General features: G+C 43.3%; 19 protein-coding genes, 1 tRNA gene and 1 pseudogene. 10 read left to right on the forward strand and 11 right to left on the reverse strand.

The genetic code is table 11. The annotated features are described in order from the left end of the window. Position 1: 1 nt before the first annotated feature. Positions 2 to 850 (forward strand): hypothetical protein, encoded by an 849-nt coding sequence (locus tag ACO05P_RS14015; RefSeq protein ID WP_421751767.1) that lies wholly within the window; start codon positions 2 to 4, stop codon positions 848 to 850. On the opposite strand, the gene ACO05P_RS14020 is transcribed toward ACO05P_RS14015, so the two are convergent. From ACO05P_RS14020 to ACO05P_RS14050, 7 genes and pseudogenes are all read right to left on the reverse strand, one after another. Further along, entirely contained in the window at positions 828 to 1,256 is a 429-nt protein-coding gene (locus ACO05P_RS14020; protein ID WP_421751768.1) for a hypothetical protein, read from the reverse strand. The genes ACO05P_RS14015 and ACO05P_RS14020 overlap by 23 nt on opposite strands. A 118-nt stretch (positions 1,257 to 1,374) precedes the next feature. Continuing rightward, positions 1,375 to 2,438: pseudogene (locus ACO05P_RS14025) on the reverse strand (IS3 family transposase); the annotation flags it as partial. Between the two features lie 51 nt (positions 2,439 to 2,489). Then, positions 2,490 to 2,915 carry a hypothetical protein gene (locus tag ACO05P_RS14030; protein ID WP_421751770.1) on the reverse strand — a complete coding sequence of 142 codons (426 nt, stop codon included), beginning with the start codon at positions 2,913 to 2,915 and terminating at the stop codon, positions 2,490 to 2,492. Next, positions 2,884 to 3,717 (reverse strand): tetratricopeptide repeat protein, encoded by an 834-nt coding sequence (locus tag ACO05P_RS14035; RefSeq protein ID WP_421751772.1) that lies wholly within the window; start codon positions 3,715 to 3,717, stop codon positions 2,884 to 2,886. The genes ACO05P_RS14030 and ACO05P_RS14035 overlap by 32 nt, the downstream gene beginning before the upstream one ends. Continuing rightward, the gene (gene yidD / locus ACO05P_RS14040; protein ID WP_421751774.1) at positions 3,714 to 4,118 is read right to left on the reverse strand and encodes a membrane protein insertion efficiency factor YidD; all 405 of its coding nucleotides are present in this window, start codon (positions 4,116 to 4,118) and stop codon (positions 3,714 to 3,716) included. The genes ACO05P_RS14035 and yidD overlap by 4 nt, the downstream gene beginning before the upstream one ends. Beyond that, positions 4,072 to 4,743: a hypothetical protein gene (locus ACO05P_RS14045; protein ID WP_421751776.1), complete on the reverse strand. Its 672-nt coding sequence runs from the start codon at positions 4,741 to 4,743 to the stop codon at positions 4,072 to 4,074. Before ACO05P_RS14045 ends, yidD begins: the two co-directional genes overlap by 47 nt. 64 nt (positions 4,744 to 4,807) lie before the next feature. After that, positions 4,808 to 5,182: a hypothetical protein gene (locus ACO05P_RS14050; protein WP_421751778.1), complete on the reverse strand. Its 375-nt coding sequence runs from the start codon at positions 5,180 to 5,182 to the stop codon at positions 4,808 to 4,810. Between the two features lie 324 nt (positions 5,183 to 5,506). Here ACO05P_RS14050 and ACO05P_RS14055 point away from each other — a divergent pair, with 324 nt between their 5' ends. The 4 genes from ACO05P_RS14055 to trxA all read left to right on the forward strand — a co-directional run bounded on the left by ACO05P_RS14055 (position 5,507) and on the right by trxA (position 8,431). After that, positions 5,507 to 7,372 carry a hypothetical protein gene (locus ACO05P_RS14055; RefSeq protein ID WP_421751780.1) on the forward strand — a complete coding sequence of 622 codons (1,866 nt, stop codon included), beginning with the start codon at positions 5,507 to 5,509 and terminating at the stop codon, positions 7,370 to 7,372. A 66-nt stretch (positions 7,373 to 7,438) separates the two neighbouring features. Further along, positions 7,439 to 7,711, forward strand: a complete 273-nt coding sequence (locus tag ACO05P_RS14060; RefSeq protein WP_421751782.1) for a rhodanese-like domain-containing protein — start codon at positions 7,439 to 7,441, stop codon at positions 7,709 to 7,711. Between the two features lie 5 nt (positions 7,712 to 7,716). Further along, positions 7,717 to 8,130, forward strand: a complete 414-nt coding sequence (locus ACO05P_RS14065) for a rhodanese-like domain-containing protein (RefSeq protein ID WP_421751784.1) — start codon at positions 7,717 to 7,719, stop codon at positions 8,128 to 8,130. Position 8,131: 1 nt separating this feature from the next. Then, complete coding sequence (trxA, locus tag ACO05P_RS14070) at positions 8,132 to 8,431, forward strand: thioredoxin (RefSeq protein WP_421751785.1); 300 nt, start codon at positions 8,132 to 8,134, stop codon at positions 8,429 to 8,431. Here trxA and ACO05P_RS14075 read toward each other — a convergent pair. Then, positions 8,400 to 9,047: a polysaccharide deacetylase family protein gene (locus tag ACO05P_RS14075; RefSeq protein WP_421751787.1), complete on the reverse strand. Its 648-nt coding sequence runs from the start codon at positions 9,045 to 9,047 to the stop codon at positions 8,400 to 8,402. The two genes, trxA and ACO05P_RS14075, sit on opposite strands and share 32 nt — an antisense overlap. Before the next feature lie 64 nt (positions 9,048 to 9,111). Further along, complete coding sequence (locus ACO05P_RS14080; protein ID WP_421751788.1) at positions 9,112 to 12,171, reverse strand: protein O-mannosyl-transferase family; 3,060 nt, start codon at positions 12,169 to 12,171, stop codon at positions 9,112 to 9,114. Positions 12,172 to 12,338: 167 nt separating this feature from the next. Here ACO05P_RS14080 and ACO05P_RS14085 point away from each other — a divergent pair. The 5 genes from ACO05P_RS14085 (at position 12,339) to ACO05P_RS14105 (ending at position 18,896) form a co-directional block, all read left to right on the forward strand. After that, positions 12,339 to 12,410, forward strand: a tRNA-Gln gene (locus tag ACO05P_RS14085). Between the two features lie 308 nt (positions 12,411 to 12,718). Next, positions 12,719 to 14,200, forward strand: coding sequence for an alpha-L-fucosidase (locus ACO05P_RS14090; protein WP_421751789.1), 1,482 nt, complete (start codon positions 12,719 to 12,721; stop codon positions 14,198 to 14,200). Between the two features lies 1 nt (position 14,201). After that, a complete protein-coding gene (locus ACO05P_RS14095; RefSeq protein WP_421751790.1) occupies positions 14,202 to 16,889 on the forward strand; it encodes a glycoside hydrolase family 3 C-terminal domain-containing protein in 2,688 nt (895 codons plus the stop codon). Between the two features lie 145 nt (positions 16,890 to 17,034). Then, positions 17,035 to 17,262: a hypothetical protein gene (locus tag ACO05P_RS14100; protein WP_421751792.1), complete on the forward strand. Its 228-nt coding sequence runs from the start codon at positions 17,035 to 17,037 to the stop codon at positions 17,260 to 17,262. Continuing rightward, positions 17,259 to 18,896, forward strand: coding sequence for a T9SS type A sorting domain-containing protein (locus tag ACO05P_RS14105; protein WP_421751793.1), 1,638 nt, complete (start codon positions 17,259 to 17,261; stop codon positions 18,894 to 18,896). The genes ACO05P_RS14100 and ACO05P_RS14105 overlap by 4 nt, the downstream gene beginning before the upstream one ends. Positions 18,897 to 19,047: 151 nt before the next feature. Here the strand turns inward: ACO05P_RS14105 and ACO05P_RS14110 are convergent, their stop codons facing one another. Both ACO05P_RS14110 and ACO05P_RS14115 read right to left on the reverse strand, forming a co-directional pair. Next, positions 19,048 to 19,731 (reverse strand): potassium channel family protein, encoded by a 684-nt coding sequence (locus ACO05P_RS14110; RefSeq protein WP_421751794.1) that lies wholly within the window; start codon positions 19,729 to 19,731, stop codon positions 19,048 to 19,050. Between the two features lie 8 nt (positions 19,732 to 19,739). Beyond that, positions 19,740 to 21,482 carry a TrkH family potassium uptake protein gene (locus tag ACO05P_RS14115; protein WP_421751795.1) on the reverse strand — a complete coding sequence of 581 codons (1,743 nt, stop codon included), beginning with the start codon at positions 21,480 to 21,482 and terminating at the stop codon, positions 19,740 to 19,742. Between the last annotated feature and the right edge of the window lie 175 nt (positions 21,483 to 21,657).

The raw sequence follows: 21,657 nt of genomic DNA on the forward strand, positions 1-21,657 counted from the left end.
TATGCGCCTACTTTTCATTCTAAGTTTAAGCATCAGTAGTTTGGTTTTAAACGCCAAGCCCGCCTTGGTTTATAAAAATAAGGGCCTGCAAGAATGGTATTTGCAATTACAGAACTTTGAAGCGGTTGATCTGAATTCAGAATTACTCGATGAATGCAATCGGGCTGAGAAACGTTTTGCTGCCCTGCAATACCATTGGCAAGCCCTGTTAAGAGGCCATTCTTCAGATCGACATTATAGTGCGATAAAAAGTATGGTGGAAAGACCTCTGAGTTGGAGAGGAGCAAGCGCTGAAGCCGCCTTAATGGATGAGGTATTATGCTCATTTTTTCTGGCGCGAGCCGCTTCTTTGCGAGGGGAAAGCCTTAGTAGTTTAAGTTCTTATATGGGGGCCAGTAAGGCTCTCAAAAAATTAATGGCCCTCCATTCTGATGATCTGGAGATCGAATTATTAAGCTTAGTGTATAGCTTGGGCTATGAGCAGTTTGAGTCCAATCCTTTGTACTGGACCATTACTGCCTGGTTGCTAGACCCGGTGGCAAAAGCTTCCAATGAACGCTTAGCAGAACTGGAGCAGGTAGAATCAACGATTGTTTCGGTTGAAGCCTCCTATTATTCGTATCGGATTTTGAAGAAAGATAATATGGAACAGGCAAAGCGTAGCATGAAGCGACTAATGGAGAACTTTCCCAGGAATTGGGTTTTTAAACTGGAGTACTTTAAGAGCTTCGAAAGTCATCAGGCGAAAGCCCAGGAACGCAAGGCTCAGTTAAAGAAAGAGCTTATGTCCAGTACCTATTTAAGCTCGACCGAAAAGCAGCATTTTGCTAAGGTTTTGGAGTCCTTGTAACTTTTTCAGTATCCAGAATCTCGAGAACTTCAAGGAAAAACTCCTGCCGATTACGGAGCAAGCGATCTTTAGCAATCATTTTCGCCTTATCCGTTCCTCCAATATAATAGCGCTGTAACCAGGGGAAGACTGCTAAAAGTGCATCGAAGGTAGAGTAGCTTAAACCTACATTAATCGTAAGGGCAATAAAGGCAGCATTAAGGGCTAAAGAATTAAAGCCATTGCGGTAGTCTCCGGCATAAAACTGTCCAAGGCCTGGAAGGAAGAAACTAAGCTTTTTAGCCAGGGCAGGACGCGGTCTGAATAGAGCGCTGGTGTCTGAGTAGAGTGTGACCAATTCCTTTACCTTGGCGCTATCTGCGCCAGCGGCCGCAATAAAAGAATGGTACGATTGCTCGAAATTCATTTGGGTATAGTGGCAGAGGCCTTTGTAAGCTTCCCCTGATCCGAACCATTAGTTAATTGACTTTTCCAAAGATAGTATTGTTTTCAACCACCCCGAGGGTACCCTCGGGGTGGTTGCGTTTGGCGTATACCCTAGGCGGTATATTTCCTAATGAATCATGAGGTTTAAAGTTGTTATAGTCATGCATCCACTTTTCTGTTTGCTCCCTTACCTGATGGATATCTTCAAAAATATATTTGTCCAGCACTCCTCGGCGGTAGCTTCCATTAAATCGCTCTATAAAAGCGTTCTGTGTGGGTTTGCCGGGTTGGATATATCTAAATTCTATTTCATGAATGACGCTCCATGATTTAGTGAGCTCAGCAATGAACTCGGGCCCATTGTCCATTCGGATCACATCGGGTTTACCCCTGCGATTGATTAAATGATTAAGCACATATACTACTCTGTTTGATGGAAGTGAGAAATCTACTTCGATATGTAGTGCTTCTCGATTGTAGTCATCAATTACCGTGAATGCACGAAACTTGCGCTTGTTTTCTAGTACATCATGTACAAAGTCCATACTCCAGGTCTGATTCGGCCTATCAGGCACCACTAACGGTTCTTTTACCCGAGCGGGTAATCGCTTCTTAACCTTTCGTCTTAAAGGTAGTTTTAAAGCCACATAAACACGATGTAGTCGTTTGTGGTTCCAAGTCTTGCCTTCATTACGTAAGCGGTGATAGGCGTTCCAAAAGCCTTCCTCAGAATGTTCTTTTGCTTTCGTCAGTAATGCTTCTTCCAGCTCACGATCATCCTTTGCTTGGGCTTGATAGTAATACACGCTTTTACTGAGGTTTAATACACGGCATGCCCTGCTAATACCGTAGCGTCTAGATATTTCCTGACCAATCTCTCTCTTACGGCAGGGCTTTAAAGCTTTTTTTCAATAATCTCTTTAGCTAGTTGATGATCTAGGGCCAGGTTCGCGTACATCTGCTTAAGCTTCCTGTTTTCCTCTTCAAGATCCTTTATACGCTTTAACTCCTTTCCACTCATGCCAGCATAACGCTCTCGCCATTTGTAAAACGTTGCGGTACTAACCCCGTACTCTCGGCTCAATTCCTGTGCACTTCTACCTTGATCAAACTCTTTCAAGACCCTGGCAATCTTCTCTGGCGAAAACTTACTCTTTCTCATAATCGACTGTTTAAAATTAATCCTATTCCTCTACTTTTAAACAGTTCGGTTTTAAGGGAAGCTTACACCTTCGTAAAAATGGAAGCGTTGCTGCAATAGGGGATCTTGGGGATCAGCAGCATATATTTCGGCCAGAGCAAGATTAAAATCTTTCAGTTGAATAAGACTTTGCACCTTAGCCAGGAGGGCCTGCTGTTTGAGATGCTCATCCTTACTGTTAAAATAGGCGCGATCGAAATAGGCTAGGGAAGTCTCAGCCTGATCACTTTGGCGATAGCATTCACCCATTTTAAAGAGAATAGGTGCCTCTAATTCCTGGGGGGAGAAAAAGCGTGCCCGCTCATAAAAGTAGATTGCTTGATCGAATTGATTTTGGCCAAATAAACGCTGCGCCAGGGCCATGGTAGAGTCCAGACCTTGAGCGTAGCTGCCAAGCAATAAAAGGCTACAAACGATGGTAGATATAATTCTCGACATCGGCCCGATAATGATTAAACACTCCTGTATTGTACTTGTTAACCGCTTTGGCGGTTCCGAAAAGGTTCCCTAGATAGAATCCGGTACTCACGGTTCCGAAAATCCAGCCGTAAGCACTGCCAATTCCTTGTTGCTTAAATCCGCGATAGGAAGCAAAGGCTGATCCGCCGATAAAGATTAGGGAGATCAGACCATCTTTCCAATTGCCCACATAGGCTTTGCCCAAACCGGGAACAACGGTACTCATAGCTAATGCCAAGCCCTTGCTTTTATAGCCTAAATGCGCATGCTTATCCATCAGGGCACTAAGCCGAGCATCTTGCAGGTTAAAATCCTGATAGAGCTTTTGGGCGCCTTCTAAATCATCATTTCGCAGGGCGAGGCTTACTTGAATAGGTTGTACATAATCCTGGTTTAGCACCTGATGTGATTCCAGGAATCGCCCTAAGCTATTAAAGTCACTCTGCATGAAGAGAATTAATGCCATTTCGCGACTTATTTCTTCTGAGCATTGAAAGCGAGCCTCACCGGGGAAAAGGTCGTAAAAGCGACGTTCTCCCTGTTCCCAATTGCGTGACAATCGGTAAGAGCGGATAAGTGAAAACTGCAAACTGTCTACCCCGGGTCGCATTAAATTGATACGTTCCCATTCCAGAATGGCTAAGCGATGGTTTCCCTTTTGATCGAGAAAATGAGCGTATTCCAGAGAGTTAGAAAAGTTAAAAAGGTCTTGTTCCTGTGCCAGGAGACAAGCCGGGAACGATACCCAAATAAGCAGGTATCGAAGGGATTTTAAAGTCATTCTTTTGAGGTACTTACAGGGTCTAGGGCTAAACCACTTTCCTTATGAACTTCGTAATGGTCGAGAGATAGGGGGTGGCAACGGCTCATGCGATCAAAAGCATCGAGGCTGCCGCCAAAAAAACCACGGGCGCGAATGGCCTGCATGGCATATACACTGCAAGAAGGGTGGAAATTGCAGGCCTGAACATCTTGAGAAGAAATCAGGGCTTTATAACCGGTGAACAGTAATTTCATGAACTCTAGAATTTCAGTTTCCCCTTGATAGTGGTAACTGTAATCCGGTTTGTCGGGTTCCTGCATAATGGAGCGGGCCAATTGCAGATCCTCTGAGCTTTGCGCCGATAGGCTAAAGTTACTCAGGAATAGGATAGTTATACATAGCGTTATTACCGCTTTCATTCACCTTAATATTTTTGTAATTGGTTTTCTGGACAATTTCGAGCCCTTCGACATATACCAGGTCGACAATTTCAGTGGGAAATTCCAGTCCGTTAATATTGGTATACGATCTAAAAAACTGCTTGCGCAGGATTTCATCATCCTTATTCAAAAATACCAAACCAAATAGTCTTTTGTCTTGCTGGCTTAGTAATACTTTACCCAGCATAGAACTCATTACCATGGGCGGGGCCCAGGTATAAATTATCATGTCCTTCTTTTTCTCTACTTCTTTCAGGTTGTAGATTGATTCTTTCAGGCCATAATCGTGCAGCTTATTATTGAGGATAAGGTGGAAGATGGAGAACTCCACAATAGAGGCACCTTCGGTTTTTTCGAAGAGGGTATCACCACGCATCCTGAAAATCATCGAATCGGAGAGCACCCAAACTTCTTTCTCTGGAAAAGTGAGTTCATATACCACCTTTTTAAAGTTCAAGTCGTAGTAAAAGCTACCACGAGTAAGACTATAGATACTATCGTCTTTGGACTTGATCGAGAAATTTCCGCTGATCCGGTAAAAGTCCTGAGCCATAGCTGCCTGGCAAAGGAGGAGAAGGAGCAAGCTGCTTAAAATGCGTTTCAATGCGATGGGTATAAAAGTAAAATTCCCGCCCAATTGGGCGGGAATTGAATGCTATGAAATAAGCTTAGATGGTAGAAGCAGCAGTGCTAGCCGCGGCTGCAAATACTGCGAAGTACAGGATAAGTCCTACTACAGTAGCACCTACACAGCCCCATAAAGCTTCTTTAGTTTCGTCTTTGTTTTCTGATACGAAGTAAACGATGGCTACACCAGCAACACCGAATACACAACCCCAGATCCAAGAAGGAATACCAAGAACGCGGTGACGCTTGGCCATTGCTGGGCTCATCATAGCTTGATCAGAAACATTGGCAACTAACTCACTGTTAGTGGCTTGTAATTCTGCGAAGGAAACATTTTCGTTTTGATCCAGGTACTGGTCTAATTCTTCTACTTGAGCAAGTTCAGTGTTTACTTCGTCGATTTCGAAGTTGAACATGTCACGTGAATCAGCTTTCAAATCCTGGAATGAGAATGCAGAGACTAAGAAAGCAAGAGATAAAATACGCTTCATTGTATTGGTTTTAATTAAACTTCTCAAATATAATAAGCCAAATCAATTAGCGAAGCAATTATGTCTATTTCACCTGATTTTTTAACAGTAATTGACTGGATTTTTGGGTATCGCACTGGTTTTATTCCCAATTAGCCTAAATCTCTTTGCTACTTTTGCGCACTCAGTTCATCGGGCCTATGCTATAGCAATCAGGGGCATAGAGTGTTTTTTCATTTTCGATGATTCAAGATTTAACGACGGCAGTAAATGCATATACCCACATTCAGTCATTCTAAATTTTTCTTTCTTTTTGTCCTGAAGCTTTGTTTTTCAGGTATTATTTGGGCTCAGACTAGCCTTCCGGCAGATGGATATCGAGTAAAAGAGGATCTTAATGCCTTACACAACGATGCGATTCCGGTAGAAATATGGCCTCCCAAAGTGCAAGACAGCCTGGTGGTTTACCAAATGCCAAAGGTGGTACCCGGAACCTATAAGGTACATAACTACGGTCTCTTTGTACGGGATTTTAAAGCTTTCAATGCAGCGGGCGATTCCCTTCCTGTTTTGAAACTGGGAATTAATAGCTGGCAAATTGCGAGAGCGGAGGAATTGTTTCGAATTCAATATTGGGTAGATGATACCTATGGCTCCGAAAAGGGCAGGCATATTTTCGCTCCTTCTGGAAGCAGCAATGAAGAAGCGCTTTTTCTGCTCAATCAATTTGCCTATATCGGCTATTTGGAAGGTTATAAGAACCGTTCTTTTGATTTGGAAGTATGGCATCCTAAGGGCTTTTTTGGTTCTGGCGCTTGGCCCGCTGAGCGCAGTGATAGCCTGGATCATTATCAGTTCCCCTCTTACTTTTTACTGCATGATAATCCTATGATGTATTGTCAACCCGATACCAGCTCGGTATGGATTGGCCATTCTAAGGTTGAATTGAGTTTATACAGCCCAAATAAAAAGGTTAATGCTGATTCATCTATGGCCCAAATCGAAGCAGTGCTGCAGGCCAGTGCACAATATTTGGGAGGGACCTTACCGGTGGATAAGTACTCGATTTTGGTTTATTGCCAATCGGATCTGAAAGGCGACTTTAGCTATGGAGCCCTGGAGCATCATCGATCTACGGTACTGTACATGCCGGAAGTGGATGGAGCCATTTTCTATGAAGGAGTGCGGGATATTGTAGCCCATGAATTTCTGCACATTATAACTCCTCTGGGAATTCACTCTGAGTATATTCAGGATTTTGATTTCGCTAATCCGAAAATGAGTCGACATCTCTGGTTGTACGAAGGGGTTACGGAGTACAATAGCCATTTGGTGCAAGTACGGGATAGCATTTATAGCAAGGAGGAATTCCTGGAGGTGATGCGAGATAAATTCTTCGCCAAGGATCAATACGAGGGTTTACCATTAACGGCCGTAAGTAAGCATACCCTCGATATTTACCATGATCAGTATCAGAACTTCTATGAGGGTGGGGCCATTGCAGCTATGGCTCTGGATTTGTATCTGATCGAGATTTCCGGTGGAGGTATGCGTCTCATGGATCTATTGAATAACCTTTCGGCAGTTTTCCCGGCAGATACCTTTTTTAAGGATGAAGACTTATTTCGAATAATGGGGGAGCTCTCCTTCCCACAAGTAGAGACCTTTATGGTGCGCCATTTCGAAGCCGGGGAGCCCTTCCCCTGGGCTCGTCTTTTTGCCAATGTTGGATTGGAGTACCAAGAAGAAGGGAAAACCATGGGTTGGTCGATTGGTACGGACGAGTTGAGTTATGATCTGGAACAAGATCGGTTTTTGGTGACTAATGAGGAGGGCATAGATTCTTTTGGAGAAGCTCTGGGCTTGAAAGCACGCGATCAAATAATTAGCATAAATGGTGATACCCTTAGTCTCTTTAGCTTTCAAACCGTTTTGGATGATTTTCAGGGAAACCTGGAAAAGGGAGATGAGGTGGTTTACTATGTAGCTCGTCCACGTCGCAATGATAAATTTCGAATCAAGCGCTTAAAAACGAAAGCCTTTAAGGTGGAATATGAAGAATCGCATCAGCTTAAATGGCAAGAGAATGCCAGTGCTCGTCAAAAAGCCTGGCGGAAAATTTGGCTGGCGCAGTAGCTAATGTGATTCGCGTCACTACGGCCTGCCCCCTTAAGCGCGTATTTTTGCCGCAAAACACAGAACATGCAAGAACTTATTAATGATCCCCAAACCTTTTTGGTAGACGTAAGAACGGAAGCTGAAGTTGCAGATGTTAGCGTACCCGGAGCGGTTAATATACCTTTAGACCAGGTTCCCGCTAATTTGAGTCGCTTTAAAAGTGCAGAAGGCCCGGTAGTAGTATTTTGCCGCAGTGGTGCCCGCAGTGAAAATGCCAAGAATTGGTTGCTTCAGAATGGTGTAGCTAATGTGCACAATGCTGGCGGTTATCCTACAGTATTAAACCTTAAAAACTAAGAAGGATGATTCGATTATTAGGATTATTATTTGTTTTCAGTACGCTGGGCGCATGTGCTCAAAGTACCGAAGGCAGCAAGGGTACGGCTACTGAGAGTACCCCGGTTAACCTCGATGTAAATCAGGTTTCGGAACTATTGAAAAATGATAAGGAGGTAGTGCTTATTGATGTGCGTACCCCCGAAGAATACCAACAAGGTCATTTGGAAGGATCCGAATTATTAAACTTCTACGATCCTAAGTTTAAAGAAGAGGTGGCTAAATTGGATAAGTCTAAAGAGTATGTAATTTATTGTCGCAGTGGTGGTCGTAGTGGCAGCGCTGTTGCTCAAATGCAGAAGATGGGCTTTGAGAATGTACATAATATGAAAGGCGGAATCCTCGCCTGGAACCGCGCTAATCTTCCTACTCAGAATTAAGATGGCCAGCTTTAAGGAATTGATTCAATCGGACAAGCCGGTGCTGATCGATTTCCATGCCGATTGGTGTCAGCCTTGCAAGGTGCTTAGTCCGATTGTGAAACAAGTGAAACATGAAATGGGCGACCGGGTTTCGGTGCTCAAGATTGATGTAGATCGCAATCCCGAATTAGCGGCCAAGCTAGCTATCCAAGGGGTGCCTACCTTAATGATTTACCGTCAGGGTGAATTAAAATGGCGCCAAAGCGGAGTTTTAAGTAAGGAGGCAATTATTCAGCAACTGAATTATTTTGGAGCTTAAGCGCTTCAAAGCGATAACCCAGTTTGCTGTAATAGTCCAGGCATAGAGGGAGGGCTTCCTTTAAGCGGGGCCAGGCTTTTATAGAATCGTGAAATACGACAATGGAGCCCGAGCCCGCATGTTTGCGCACCGACTCGAAACATTGTTGGCCACTGCGCTTGGCATCCCAATCTGTGGCAAGACTATCCCACATAATAATATCATAACCGGCCCGGCGAATTGCTCGGGCCTGTTTTGTTTGGATTCGCCCATAAGGGGGTCTGAAACCTTTGGATCGAACCAAATTGGCACAAAGATTAAAGTTGGCGAGATACTCTTCTAAGCTGTGCTTACTGCCTTTTAAGTGGTTAAAAGTGTGATTGCCTACACTATGACCTGCTTCCAAGACGGCATTATAAACTTCGGGGTGTTTTTGCACATTATCGCCAATGCAAAAGAAAGTGGCTTTCGCCTGATAAGCCTTTAATTGTGCCAGTACCCAGGGGGTAACAGCAGGAATAGGACCATCATCAAAAGTGAGGTAGATAGTTGGTTTGGACGCATCCGCCGAAAGGCGCCAAATAAAACCCGGCTTTAAAGCCTGATAGAGCTTGGGTATGAAAGTTAAATAGGGCATAGAAAAAATCCCGACCATCGATTTAGGCGAAGGTCGGGATTTATTTATTGTATCACAGCGCTGTTTAGGCCAGTCCTAAGGGACGTAAGGCATCTACATAGCGTTGATAGATTTCATCTTGAGACATGCTCTGCTGATTTCCTTTATGCTCAAACTGGTTTACCAATTGAACAATCATCCGGAAATAGCTTGCTGCTGCATTCATTTCAGCTTGAATCTTATTGCGGTCTTTGCCGCGGAATTGCTGGTAATACGCAAGCTCCTCTTCCAATCTATCGGCGAAGGTGTTGATGATTTCACGGGCCTCTTCCTGAGCGCCAGCTTTGTAATAACCTTCGATAATATTGAACATGAAGTAGTCGTAGGCATATTTGCTCTCCGGCATTTTCTCCATGGCACGCTCCAATACCTGCATGGCCTCCTCATTACGTCCGCGCTCGGCTAAATCTTCCGCTAAACGACCATAGATATTACGGAGGTTGAAGATTACCCGACGGTTGGTTTCGTCTAGATAAACTCCGGGTACTTCCATATTACCCATTTCGAATTTATTCATCAGGTTATCGTACATCACATCGGTAGCAATTTTACCGAAGTCCGGATTATTTCCCTCACGTTTATTCAATACCGGAACAAAGCGATAGGCTAAACCTTCGAGCTGGAAGTAATCGTCTAACCAGAAGAAGCTCTTGCTGCTATTTCCTACGGTTACACTGAAGTAGATCGGACGAGTCCAGTCATTTTCTGCAATGAGGTCGATTACCATTAAATCGCGCTTGCTTAAAACCTGGGTCTTGAGGTTCCAATCGATATAGTCTACAATGCGACCCGTATCTTCTGGTAATACGGCATTATTGGCTAATACCGCTTCCTTGTCAATGTTTACTCGTAAACGACGCATGGGGAAGTAGATTAATTCTTTTTGACCACCAAAGGCAGTGAATTTATTCTGCTTATCATCGAGTTTTACCCAACGGATAAAGTCTTTCGCATCCCAACGTCCAGGAACCTGACGATCCTGGAAATAAATCACATCACGGGTACCTTGTTTGTACTGATCATGTTCAAAGCTAAAGGGTACGGGATCTGCGTCGTAAACCGCACGTTTAGCCTGATCGATATACCAATCGGTGTTCAACAGAGAAAGGTTGATGATGCGCACATCCGTACGATAGCCTTCAATTTCCTGAGCATACCAAAGTGGGAAGGTGTCATTATCTCCATTGGTAAAGAGGATACTGTTGGGCTTGCAGGAATCGAGGTAGGCAAAGGCAATATCACGTGCTACATAGCGATTGCTTCGATCGTGGTCATCCCAGTTTTGAGCGGCCATTAAACCAGGCACTGCTACCAAGCACACCACACTTACCGCAGCGGCGACCCCAGTGCTTTGCTTTTTTAGCAATTCATAAACGGCCATAACACCCAAGCCAATCCAAATGGAGAAGGCATAGAAGGAGCCCACATAGGCGTAATCACGTTCCCGCGGTTCAAAAGGTTTATGGTTAAGATATACGGCAATGGCCAATCCGGTTAAGAGGAAGAATAGGGTGACTACCCAAGCATCTTTACCCGCTTTTTGATAGTGGACCACGGCACCTACTAATCCCAAAATTAAGGGGAGCATAAAGTAAACATTGCGTGCCGGGTTATTCTTGGCGTGATAAGGCAAATTGCTTTGTGGCCCTAAGCGAATTTCATCCAGGGGTTTGATTCCCGAAATCCAGTTTCCTTTGGTATGTTCAAAACGATGTTGCTCATCGTTTTGCCTTCCGGCGAAGTTCCACATAAAATAGCGCCACCACATGTGGCCTACCTGATAATTGAAGAACCACTTAATGTTTTTACTGAGGGGTATCGGTTCTTTATCATTGGTGATTCCCGCATACTTTTTATAGTTGGGGACCGAAGCCGGATCATCGTTCCACATCCGAGGGAAGAGTCCAACATATTCAGGGTCAAAAACCCGTTCTGATGCTTTGCGATCGTCGCTGATTACGTATTCCCCTTTTTCGTCATCGCGACGGTATACCGGATTTCCATCTTTAAAGTCTACTACCGGAGCATTAAAAGACTGACCGTAAAATACAGGGAAGTCGCCATATTGCTCACGTTTGTAATAGGCCAAAAGCGACATCGCATCTTCAGGATTATTCTCATCAATCGGGGTATTGGCATTAGAGCGCACCGCCAGAGTTACGAAAGTTGAGTAACCGAGAATAATGAAAAGAACCGAAAGAATTAAGGTGTTCCAGATAGGGGAATCTTTTTTACGGGTATAGCGTAAGCCGTAGGCGGCACCACCACCAATAAGAATAAGGGTGAAAATGGTTCCACTATTAAAAGGCATGCCCAGACTGTTCACCATAAAGATTTCCAGTTTGCCAAAAGTCCAAAGCACGAAAGGAATAATGGCGGCAAAGATGATTCCAAGGATGAGGATACCAATTACATTATAGAGGATGAATTTGGTATTGTTGATTTTGGTGTCGGTCTTGTAGAAGTACACCATTACAATCGCAGGAATGGTTAGGAATACCAGGATGTGAACCCCGATTGAAAGACCAATCATATAGGCGATGAAAATGAGCCAACGGTGGGCACGACTGCTATGGTCGATTTCATTTTCCCATTTTAAGATAGCCCAAAAGGCGATGGCAGTAAAGAGGGATGACATGGCATATACCTCACCTTCTACGGCCGAGAACCAAGCACTATCGCTAAAGGTATAAGCCAAGGCTCCAACAATGGCACCACCCATAAGGGCTACGATACGGCCATCAGTAAGCTCACCAAATTTGAGTAAGAATTTACGTCCGAGCGCGGTAATGGTCCAGAAGAGGAACAATACCGTAAAGGAGCTGGCGGCTGCTGATAGCAAGTTTACCATTTTGGCTTGCTCGGTTACATCTCCAAAAGCGAATTGAGAAGCGAAGTTCCCCATTAGCTGGAAGAGAGGTGCACCGGGAGGGTGACCCACCTGGAGTTTTACCGAAGTAGCAATGTACTCACCGCAGTCCCAGAAGCTTACGGTTGGCTCGATAGTGATAAAGTAGGTTACTGTTGCGATGGCGAAAACCAGCCATCCCAACAAGTTGTTCAGTTTCTTGTAATTGGAAAGCATCCTCTTGAATTTGTTGCTGCGGGCGAATTTATGAAAATAAGCAAGTTGGGCGGTGTCAATATCTTGTTAAAGAAGGAAGCAGAAAAATTAAAGAAGATGATTTAACATGAATTTTTATTTGCGCGATTCAAATACACATCTTACTTTTGCCCTCCCAAAATAAACGATGCCCCATCGTCTAATTGGCAGGACAGCTGGTTTTGGTCCAGTCAGTCGAGGTTCGAGTCCTCGTGGGGCAACAAGGAGAAAAGTCCGGACATTGTGTTCGGACTTTTTTTTATGCCTGTATTTTTTTGAATAGGTGAATTGCAAATTCCCCTTAGGTTTGATCAATCTGTAAAGAAAGATACAGGTCCGGTTTCTTCTTGCTTAGTGGATTGGCTAAGTAGCTAAAATTGAATATAGAGTTACATTCGCATCTAATCTCGACTATTTCTGTTCCTATTTAGACGATTAAAAATTGTATCACGGTATTCAATTATTGACCTGTTCAGGTCAAAGTGGAACCGAGCATGAGTCCAGAAAGGAATGGTTTTAAATATTTTGCATGAAAGGAAGAATACTATTGTTATTACTTATTGTCTCTGGCTATTCCTTTTCACAAGCCATTCTGGAAGATGAACGCTATGTACCAGAAACGGACTCCTTAGTCTTACATAAATTAGAGCAATGGCAAGAACTCAAATTTGGATTGCTTATGCATTGGGGGCCCTATAGCCAATGGAGCATTGTAGAGTCCTGGTCGATATGTCCTGAAGATTATGGTTGGTGTGAGCGTAAAGAAGGACCTAATCCCAACAATTATTATGAATATGTCCAGGCATATGAAGACTTAAAAAAGACCTTTAATCCCGTCAAATTTGATCCGCGAAATTGGGCGCAGGCAGCTAAGAGTGCCGGAATGCGCTATATGATCTTTACCACGAAGCATCATGATGGATTTTCCATGTTCGATTCTAAATACACGGATTATAAGATCACAGATCCAGAATGTGCTTTTAGCTCAAATCCAAGGGCAAATATTACCGAGGAATTGTTTGATGCCTTTAGAGCAAAAAATATGTGGGTGGGTGCTTACTTCTCTAAACCCGATTGGCATCATGATAGCTATTGGGATCCGTATTGGCCAGCCTTTGATCGGAATGTCAATTACGATCCGGCTTTGTATCCGGAAAAGTGGGAAACCTTTGTTCAATTTACTCACAATCAGCTTTTGGAGTTGACAACAGATTATGGAGATATTGATATTGTTTGGTTAGATGGGGGCTGGGTGAAAAAGAGGGACCAACAAAATCTGGATGAAAACTATGCAGAGAAATTCGCGGAAAACAAGGCGGCTAATGGCTTTATAAAGCACAGAATGGTGTCTCAAGACATTAGAATGGATGAACTTGTGGCCAAACTTCGCGAAAAACAACCCGGGCTAATAGTCGTGGACCGAGCGGTACACGGTAAGAATCAGAATTACTTAACGCCCGAAAATAGGGTGCCCGAAAAAGAATTGCCCTATCCCTGGGAATCTTGCATTATTTCCGGTGGAGGATGGGCATATACGCACGATGCGGTTTATATGTCGGGTTATGAAGGAATACAAATGCTCGTAGATATCGTGGCAAAAGGAGGGAACTTATTATTAAACATCGCTCCTACGCCAGAGGGTGAATGGCAAGAAGGCGCATATCGTCTATTGAAAGACTATGAAAATTGGATGGCTGTAAATAGCGAAGGAATTTACCATAGCACAACTCTAGCACCTTTTAAGGAAAACAATATCTGCATGACCCAGCAGGAAAATGGAAATACCTATTTCTTTTATATGGCGCAAGAGGATGAAACCCTTATGCCTGCTAATATTTCGATAAATGCTCATCAACCCATCGAAGGAGCCACTGTGACGCTTTTGGGATATGATCAAAAATTAGATTGGACCGCAAATGCCCAAGGTTTTACGGTGAACATTCCTGAGGAACTTCGCAATAATCCTCCTTGTCAATATGTATGGACTTTAAAGGTTTCAAAATTAAAGTAGCTTGATAAAGATTACCGCTCGCCTTATTCCAGTTATTTCGGTGGTAGCCCTAGCGCTAATAACTTCCTGCGAAAGCAAGGATGTCCCCGTTTATAAAGATTCCAATGCTTCAATTGAAGCAAGGGTAGATGATTTGTTGGGAAGAATGACAGTGGAAGAGAAGTTCTGGCAGCTGTTTATGATTCCCGGTGACATATCTGAAGCGAAGGAAAAGTACAAACACGGAATCTTTGGAATTCAAGTTGCTACCAAAAGCTCTACCGGTAATGAAGTAGAGCAAATTTTAGAATACTCCAGTGGTGGGCAAGCTAAAGAAACCGCCATGCGGATTAATGAAATGCAGAAGTATTTTCTGGAGGAAACACGTCTGGGTATTCCAATTATTCCTTTTGATGAAGCCCTACATGGTTTAATTCGAGAAGGGGCAACGGCTTTTCCGCAAGCAATTGGATTAGCGGCATCATTCAATACCAAACTGATGGATACAGTAGCTGCAGCTATTGCTACTGAATTAAAAGCCAGGGGAATTCAACAGAACTTATCCCCGGTGATTAACATTGCTCGCGATGTGCGCTGGGGCCGTGTAGAAGAAACTTATGGGGAAGACCCTTACCTAAGCTCACGAATGGCAGTTTCGTACATCAAGGCTTTTGAAGAGCGCAAGATTATTACTACCCCCAAGCACTTCGTGGCGAATGTGGGAGATGGTGGTCGGGATTCATACCCCATTCATTATAATGATCGCATCCTGGAAGAGGTCTACTACCCTGCATTTAAAGCCAGTGTAAAGGAAGCTAAAGCCTGGTCGATCATGACCGCTTATAATTCTGTTGATGGCCTGCAAGCAACAGCTAATTCGCCTTTACTGAGGGGAAAGCTGAAAGAAGAGTGGGGCTTTGAGGGCTTTGTTATTTCGGATGCCGGTGCTGTGGGCGGTGCTAATGTACTTCACTTTACGGCGAAAGATTATGCAGATGCTACCAAACAGGCAATAGAAGGTGGTTTGGATGTGATCTTCCAAACATCCTATAATCACTATCCTTTATTCTATGAAGCTTTTGAAAAAGGGATAATAGATGAAAAGGCCATAAACGAAGCTGTTAAAAGGGTGCTGTACGCCAAGTTTAAGTTGGGCTTATTCGAGGACCCCTATGTGAATGTGGATGATTTGGAGAATGAAAATTCCACCACCAAAAACAAGGGACTGGCAAAATTAGCCGCCTTGGAATCCCTGGTATTACTTAAGAATGAAGCAGCGGTACTTCCTCTTAAAAAAACACTCAAATCGATTGCGGTAATTGGACCTGATGCAGCTGAAGCACGATTAGGCGGTTACTCTGGTCCGGGGAATAATCCGGTTAGCATTTTGGAAGGGATAAAAAACAAAGTAGGTGACACCTTAAAAGTAGATTATCTGAAAGGTGTGGAAAGAGTAACAGAGGATTTTGTGGCAATTCCCGAAGACCAGTTTTTTCATGTCCTGGATGGAAAGAAGAGCTTAGGTCTTCAGGCCGATTACTTTAACAATATTAAGCTTGAAGGTGAACCTGCCCTATCGAGAATTGATCCCAAGATTGATTTTAGGTGGACGCTCTTTTCGCCTGATCCTGAAAGGATTAATTATGATTTCTTCTCAGCTCGATGGCAAGGTAAATTGAAAGCGCCGATGTCGGGGAAAATAGATATTGGCATTAAAGGAGATGATGGGTATCGCTTATACATAAACGGTGAACTATTCATTGACAATTGGAGGAAACAAACAGTTCAACAAATCACAAAACCGTATCAATTTGAAAAGGACCAGACTTATGATATCAAAGTAGAGTTTTTCGAAACAAGAGGTAATGTTTGGTTTAAGCTTATTTGGAATGCTAATATTCCAAATAACTGGCAAACCAAGCTGGCCGATGCTGTTTCCCTAGCCAAGAAATCGGATGTAGCCATAGTATGTGTGGGGATTGAGGAAGGTGAATTTAAAGATCGAGCTTTTTTATCTCTGCCGGGTCATCAAGAAAAAATGATCAAAGCAATTGCCGAAACCGGAACACCTACCGTAGTTGTATTAACGGGGGGCAGCGCCATAACGATGCAAAATTGGGTAGATGAAGTGCCCGCAATTATTGATGCCTGGTATTCTGGAGATGAAGGGGGTAATGCTATAGCAGATGCACTTTTTGGAGATTATAATCCAGCGGGAAGATTGCCAATTACATTTCCCATCCACGAATCTCAATTGCCTTTATATTATAATCACAAACCCACTGGAAGGGGCGATGATTATAGTAATTTATCGGGAAAGCCCTTGTTTCCATTTGGCTTTGGTTTGAGTTATACCCAATTCGAATACAGTGATTTGCAGCTCGATAAAAGCTCAATAAGGTCAACTGATAGCCTGCACTTAAAATTCCGTCTCTCGAATACTGGGGAGTATGACGGTGATGAAGTTGTTCAATTGTACATTAAAGATGAATACGCCTCCGTGGCCAGGCCGGTTATAGAGTTAAAAGCTTTTCAGCGAATTCACCTCAAAAAAGGCGAAACTAAAACGGTGCAATTCGAAATCACTCCCGCTATGCTCACCTTATTGAATCAAGAAATGGTTCCAGTAGTGGAGCCAGGTGATTTTAGAATAATGATCGGCTCTTCATCTAATGATATCAGACTAAGGGAGATTCTATGCGTCGAATAAAGGAGTCGAAATGCAGTCTTCTTTTAAAAAGATATGGGCCTGAATTTGCAATTCGCGCAAGATTTAAATTCCTAAAAATACAGCCCCCAGGCAACCTTTTGCCCACTTTTCCCCGTCTATACAATAGCACCTGCATTTTGAATAGATGAAAAAACTATTTCTCTCGCTGGCAATCCTACTCCTAATCGCCAGCTGTACAAACTCTAAATTAAGTGGCAGTACTGAAGTAGAATCTCAGGCTCCCTCGGATACTGTGGTATTAACGGCAGCCGATAGTGCTGCCATCAAAAAAGGAATTGAACATGCCCTGGATGAAAAATTACTTCCAGCGGTTAAAGCGCAAATTGACTCAGTAAACAGCTCTAAAAAATGAAGAAAGTACTATGCACCCTGGCCTTCGTTTCGGCCCTCCTAAATTTTAATAGCCAAGCTCAAAGTCTTGATCAGTCTCTTTCCGGATCGATTTCTTCTCAACAAGATGAAGGGGAAGCTCACATTGCGATGGATCCGAATGATTCTACCCACCTGGTAGTGGGTTATATGGAATTGGGGACAAGTTTAAGTTTCCGCATTTACCACTCCGAAGATCAAGGTAATACCTGGCGGCTTTCGCAATTCGATCCTTCCTCAGAAATAGCCAATGATTTTCCCGGATTTATAGCTGCAGGTGGAGGCGATATCCTTTTCGCCTATGACAATAACCACAATTTGTATTGCTCTTGGATTTATCTTCTTTTTAATCCCAGCGCACCTAATCCTACCGATACCCTCGTTTTTGTGGGCTATTGGGGCAAGTCGACTGATAATGGGCATAGCTTTAGCCTTGAAGCAGGTGAGGATCATTACTTCGGCATTGGTAAATTAAATGCCAGTCAGACCATCTACAATTATAAAGATGGGATTTGCGATCGCCAATGGATGGCAGTAGATTTATCCAATGGCCCCGGTCAAAATGATCTTTATATCGGATACATCAATTTCCCGGCAGATTTAAACCAAACGGGCCTAAAGGTGAAAGTGAAGAAAGCCAATCAAAGTAGTTTTTCGGCCGCCACTACTGCTTATTCAGGAAATGGGCAATTCACCAATTTAGCTATGGATAGTAATGGCAAGCTGCATTATTCCTTCGCGGATTTCATGAACAATGAGATTCTCTATACCTCTTCTACCGACGGAGCTCAGACATTTTCTACTCCTGTTACTATTCAACAAGCGACCACTGTTTTCCCTTCCGGAACGGGCGTAATTAATGAAAGAGAAAATGCCGCACCTTCCTTAGCAGTAGACGGTCAGAATAATTTGCATTTGGTTTGGGCTGATTTTATCTCCAATCAAAATTTTGAATCCTATTATTCCCGTTCCACGGATAATGGCGCTACCTGGTCTACCCCGCTTGACTTAACTACTATTTTCGGATCCAAGGTATTTATGCCAGTAGTTTCGGCGCATGGCGATAAGGTGAGTATTGGTGGAAATGTTTTGGATAGCACCAATAAGTCCAATTACCATATCAGCAACTCGCAAGACAATGGGGCCAATTTCGGACCGATCAAAAAAGTAAGTTCTGGGACTACCAATTTTGCACAGGTTTCTAAAAGTCGCTTTGTGGGCGATTACTCTTCCAGTGTGCGTACCCATTGTAATATCTATAGCCTGTGGACCGACTGTCGTGCAAATGGCTGCAAACAGTATATCGCCAAATACGATGAGTGTGCCTCTTTAGGAATTGAATATACTCCCATTGAAGCGCCTTTCAGCTTAAGTACTTTGTATCCAAATCCGGTGAGTACAGTTCTTAATCTGGATATGAAATCGGATGCAGCGATGAGCTTAAACCTAGAGATTTTCGACCTGCAAGGAAGAGTAGTTTATTCCAGTGATCAAAATCTATTGGAAGGCAAGAACAAACTGGAATTGGATTTAAGCAGCTTAAAGGCGGGTCAGTATCTATTGAGTATCAGTGATGCCAATGGCACTTTTATTAGCCGCAATATTCTGAAGAACTAAATACCTTCAAATTTAGATAGCAAGAACCGCCTCTGATTAGGGGCGGTTTTTTTTTGATCGAATTGGAAATTTGATCCAGGTTTGGAACCGAATTGCAAATTCGGCCCAATAATGTGTGTAAAGTAAACCTAGGTCGAATTACAAATTCGACCTATCTTTTCAAAAAGCTTTGCAAATCCTTATTGGCACCATAAAGCACCAATACATCACTCTCCTTGAGCTTTTGATCGGGGCTGGCTATTCCTTGACTTTTAAGTTCGGTATGATTGCGGCCTAACATGCTTTTTACTTCGGTCTCGCTCATTATCGTGAGCACCAGTAAATTGTATTTACCACGGAACTCCACTTCACGAATGGTTTTTCCTACATGGTCTTCCGGCACCTTGGCTTCGATAATGCTAAAGGTATCGCCCAGTTCAAAGGAGTCCACAACATTATTGAGGCAGAGTTTTTTGGCCCAGCGTTCGGCGGTTTCTTCTTCAGGATGCACAATTTCATCCACACCAATGGCCTCCAATACCTTTTGATGTAAAGGGTTAATGGCTCGACTGATCAATCGCTTAACCCCCAAATTTTTAAATACGGCCGAGGTCATAATATTGGCCCCTTGATCTTCACCCACCGCTACAATCACCAGATCAGTATCATCCAGAGGTAAGCCCGCTACCGTAAATTCATCGGTAGCATCCATTTGTATGGTATGGGTAATTTGCTCCTTATACATATCCACCTTATCCATGCGGATGTCGATACCAATTACCTCGTGGCCCTGGGCGGTAAGTTTTTGTGAAAGGGAGGCTCCAAAATTTCCGAGTCCGGCAATAATGTATTTCATGGTTCAATCTAGTTAATCGTTATTTCCTCGGTGGGATAACGATAATTCTTTTGTTTCACCTTCTTAAAGAAGGCAATGATTATGGTGAGCATGCTAACCCGACCCACAAACATGATGGCAATCAAAATGAATTTGCTGGCTTGAGAAAGCTCTGCCGTAATTCCTAAGCTGAGTCCAACTGTGCTATAGGCCGAAAAGCACTCGAAAGCGATATCCATCAGACTTTGATTTGAGTCGAAGGCGGAAATCATCATCACGCCAAAGCCTATTACAATCAGCGAAAGCGAAATAATGGCAAAAGCTCGTTTTACGGTAACATCCGCAATTTCGCGACGGAAAACCTCAATGCGCGATTTACCCTTGGCCAAGCTTAGGATGTTTAAAGTCGCTACGGCAAAAGTGCTGGTTTTGATACCCCCACCCGTAGAGGCGGGCGAGGCACCAATCCACATCAATAGGAAAACCATCATGGTGGTAGGGAAGAGCATGGCCGAAGTGTCGATGGAATTAAAACCGGCGGTCCGAGGGGTAGTGGCACCAAAAAGGGCGGTAACAATTTTACCGAGGCCATCATGTTCGGCTAAAGTATTGTTGTATTCGAGGATATAGAAGAGCACAAAGGCCACCGCTGTGATCGTAAGGGTGGTGATGAGGGTGATGCGACTATTCAGGTTTAAAACCCAGGGTTTATAGGCGATTTGCCGACGACCGAAAGAGATCAATTTTCGCAAGCGATAGCTGAAATATTTAAAGATATTGGACACAATCGGGAAGCCTAGTCCCCCCAAAACGAAGGTGAGGACAATCCAAAATTGCAGCAGATAATTGAATTTAAATCCATCCTCATAAATGCTATTGGAGAGGGTAGAAAATCCTGCATTGCAGAAGGCTGAAATGGAATGAAAAACCGCAAAGAAAATCTGCTCGTATTTGCTCTGGAAGAAGGAGCTTTCCAAACTACTGTAGATAAGGATGCCTGAGATTAGCTCGATACTCAAGGTAATGAGGATAATGTATTTGAGGGTAGAAAAGACCTCTCCCAGCATTTTAGAATTGGTGATATCGCGTAGGGCTAATTGATTCTCGTAAGTAGCACCACCTTTAAAGAAATAGCTGAAATAACTAGCGAAAGTTAAAATGCCCAAACCCCCAATCTGAATGAGGATGAGAATGATGATCTGACCGAATTCCGTGAAATAAGTACCGGTATCCACCACGATTAATCCCGTAACACAAACTGCGGAGGTGGAAGTGAAAAAGGCATCTACAAAAGAGAGGCCATCATAAGTGGCATTGGGAAGCATCAGCAGAAAACTGCCCAAAAAAATAATGATTAGAAAGCTGGCAACAAACAACTGAGCCGGATTGAGTAAGGTGCGCTTGTAGTTCATCTTCACTTCTGAAAATTCGCGTACAAAACTGAGGAAGACGGCCAGGCGCAGCCAGATGGGATTCTCTAGTAATAAGTCGGTTTTAAAGGGCTCCCCTACAAAAAGGTAGAGGTAAAAAACCCAGAGGGTGAAACCAATGGAAAGCAAGTCAAAAACAAAGACCTTCCTTTTGATCAGGAATCGGTTTTGGAAATAGCGAGCGAAAGTGGCGACTACACCGATCGCTAAGACCAAAAAATAAAAGCTGTCCAGCAGATTTTGAGAGAGCTTATTTTGTGAAAAACCGAAATCTGAGATTAAGGCCAGAAGCCCCAAGATGCTTGTGATAAGCGCAATTTTGAAGAAGGTCTTCAATTTCATAATTCAAAGTACTCAAATCTCTTTGGCTCGAAATTGTTCACAAGCAAGAAATTATGAACTGAGTATTTAGCATGGATCGAATTGCAAATTAGATCCAGTAATGTTCATCTAATTTGCAATTCGATGCGGATAGATGCCTCTAAATTAATTACTACCTTCATAGCCAACTAATTAA

Origin of the sequence: Croceimicrobium sp. (genome assembly GCF_965228705.1) — a bacterium.
Taxonomy (GTDB): Bacteria; Bacteroidota; Bacteroidia; order Flavobacteriales; family Schleiferiaceae; genus Croceimicrobium.

What these genes read in the sequence shown, in the direction of transcription:
- ACO05P_RS14020 (WP_421751768.1), bottom strand. Translation starts at nt 1,256, where the DNA reads ATGAATTTCGAGCAATCGTACCATTCTTTTATTGCGGCCGCTGGCGCA.
- ACO05P_RS14100 (WP_421751792.1), top strand. Translation starts at nt 17,035, where the DNA reads ATGAAAAAACTATTTCTCTCGCTGGCAATCCTACTCCTAATCGCCAGC.
- ACO05P_RS14030 (WP_421751770.1), bottom strand. Translation starts at nt 2,915, where the DNA reads ATGTCGAGAATTATATCTACCATCGTTTGTAGCCTTTTATTGCTTGGC.
- ACO05P_RS14065 (WP_421751784.1), top strand. Translation starts at nt 7,717, where the DNA reads ATGATTCGATTATTAGGATTATTATTTGTTTTCAGTACGCTGGGCGCA.
- ACO05P_RS14105 (WP_421751793.1), top strand. Translation starts at nt 17,259, where the DNA reads ATGAAGAAAGTACTATGCACCCTGGCCTTCGTTTCGGCCCTCCTAAAT.
- ACO05P_RS14090 (WP_421751789.1), top strand. Translation starts at nt 12,719, where the DNA reads ATGAAAGGAAGAATACTATTGTTATTACTTATTGTCTCTGGCTATTCC.
- ACO05P_RS14115 (WP_421751795.1), bottom strand. Translation starts at nt 21,482, where the DNA reads ATGAAATTGAAGACCTTCTTCAAAATTGCGCTTATCACAAGCATCTTG.
- ACO05P_RS14015 (WP_421751767.1), top strand. Translation starts at nt 2, where the DNA reads ATGCGCCTACTTTTCATTCTAAGTTTAAGCATCAGTAGTTTGGTTTTA.
- ACO05P_RS14060 (WP_421751782.1), top strand. Translation starts at nt 7,439, where the DNA reads ATGCAAGAACTTATTAATGATCCCCAAACCTTTTTGGTAGACGTAAGA.
- ACO05P_RS14110 (WP_421751794.1), bottom strand. Translation starts at nt 19,731, where the DNA reads ATGAAATACATTATTGCCGGACTCGGAAATTTTGGAGCCTCCCTTTCA.
- trxA (WP_421751785.1), top strand. Translation starts at nt 8,132, where the DNA reads ATGGCCAGCTTTAAGGAATTGATTCAATCGGACAAGCCGGTGCTGATC.
- ACO05P_RS14075 (WP_421751787.1), bottom strand. Translation starts at nt 9,047, where the DNA reads ATGCCCTATTTAACTTTCATACCCAAGCTCTATCAGGCTTTAAAGCCG.
- ACO05P_RS14055 (WP_421751780.1), top strand. Translation starts at nt 5,507, where the DNA reads ATGCATATACCCACATTCAGTCATTCTAAATTTTTCTTTCTTTTTGTC.
- ACO05P_RS14050 (WP_421751778.1), bottom strand. Translation starts at nt 5,182, where the DNA reads ATGTTCAACTTCGAAATCGACGAAGTAAACACTGAACTTGCTCAAGTA.
- ACO05P_RS14080 (WP_421751788.1), bottom strand. Translation starts at nt 12,171, where the DNA reads ATGCTTTCCAATTACAAGAAACTGAACAACTTGTTGGGATGGCTGGTT.
- ACO05P_RS14035 (WP_421751772.1), bottom strand. Translation starts at nt 3,717, where the DNA reads ATGACTTTAAAATCCCTTCGATACCTGCTTATTTGGGTATCGTTCCCG.
- yidD (WP_421751774.1), bottom strand. Translation starts at nt 4,118, where the DNA reads ATGAAAGCGGTAATAACGCTATGTATAACTATCCTATTCCTGAGTAAC.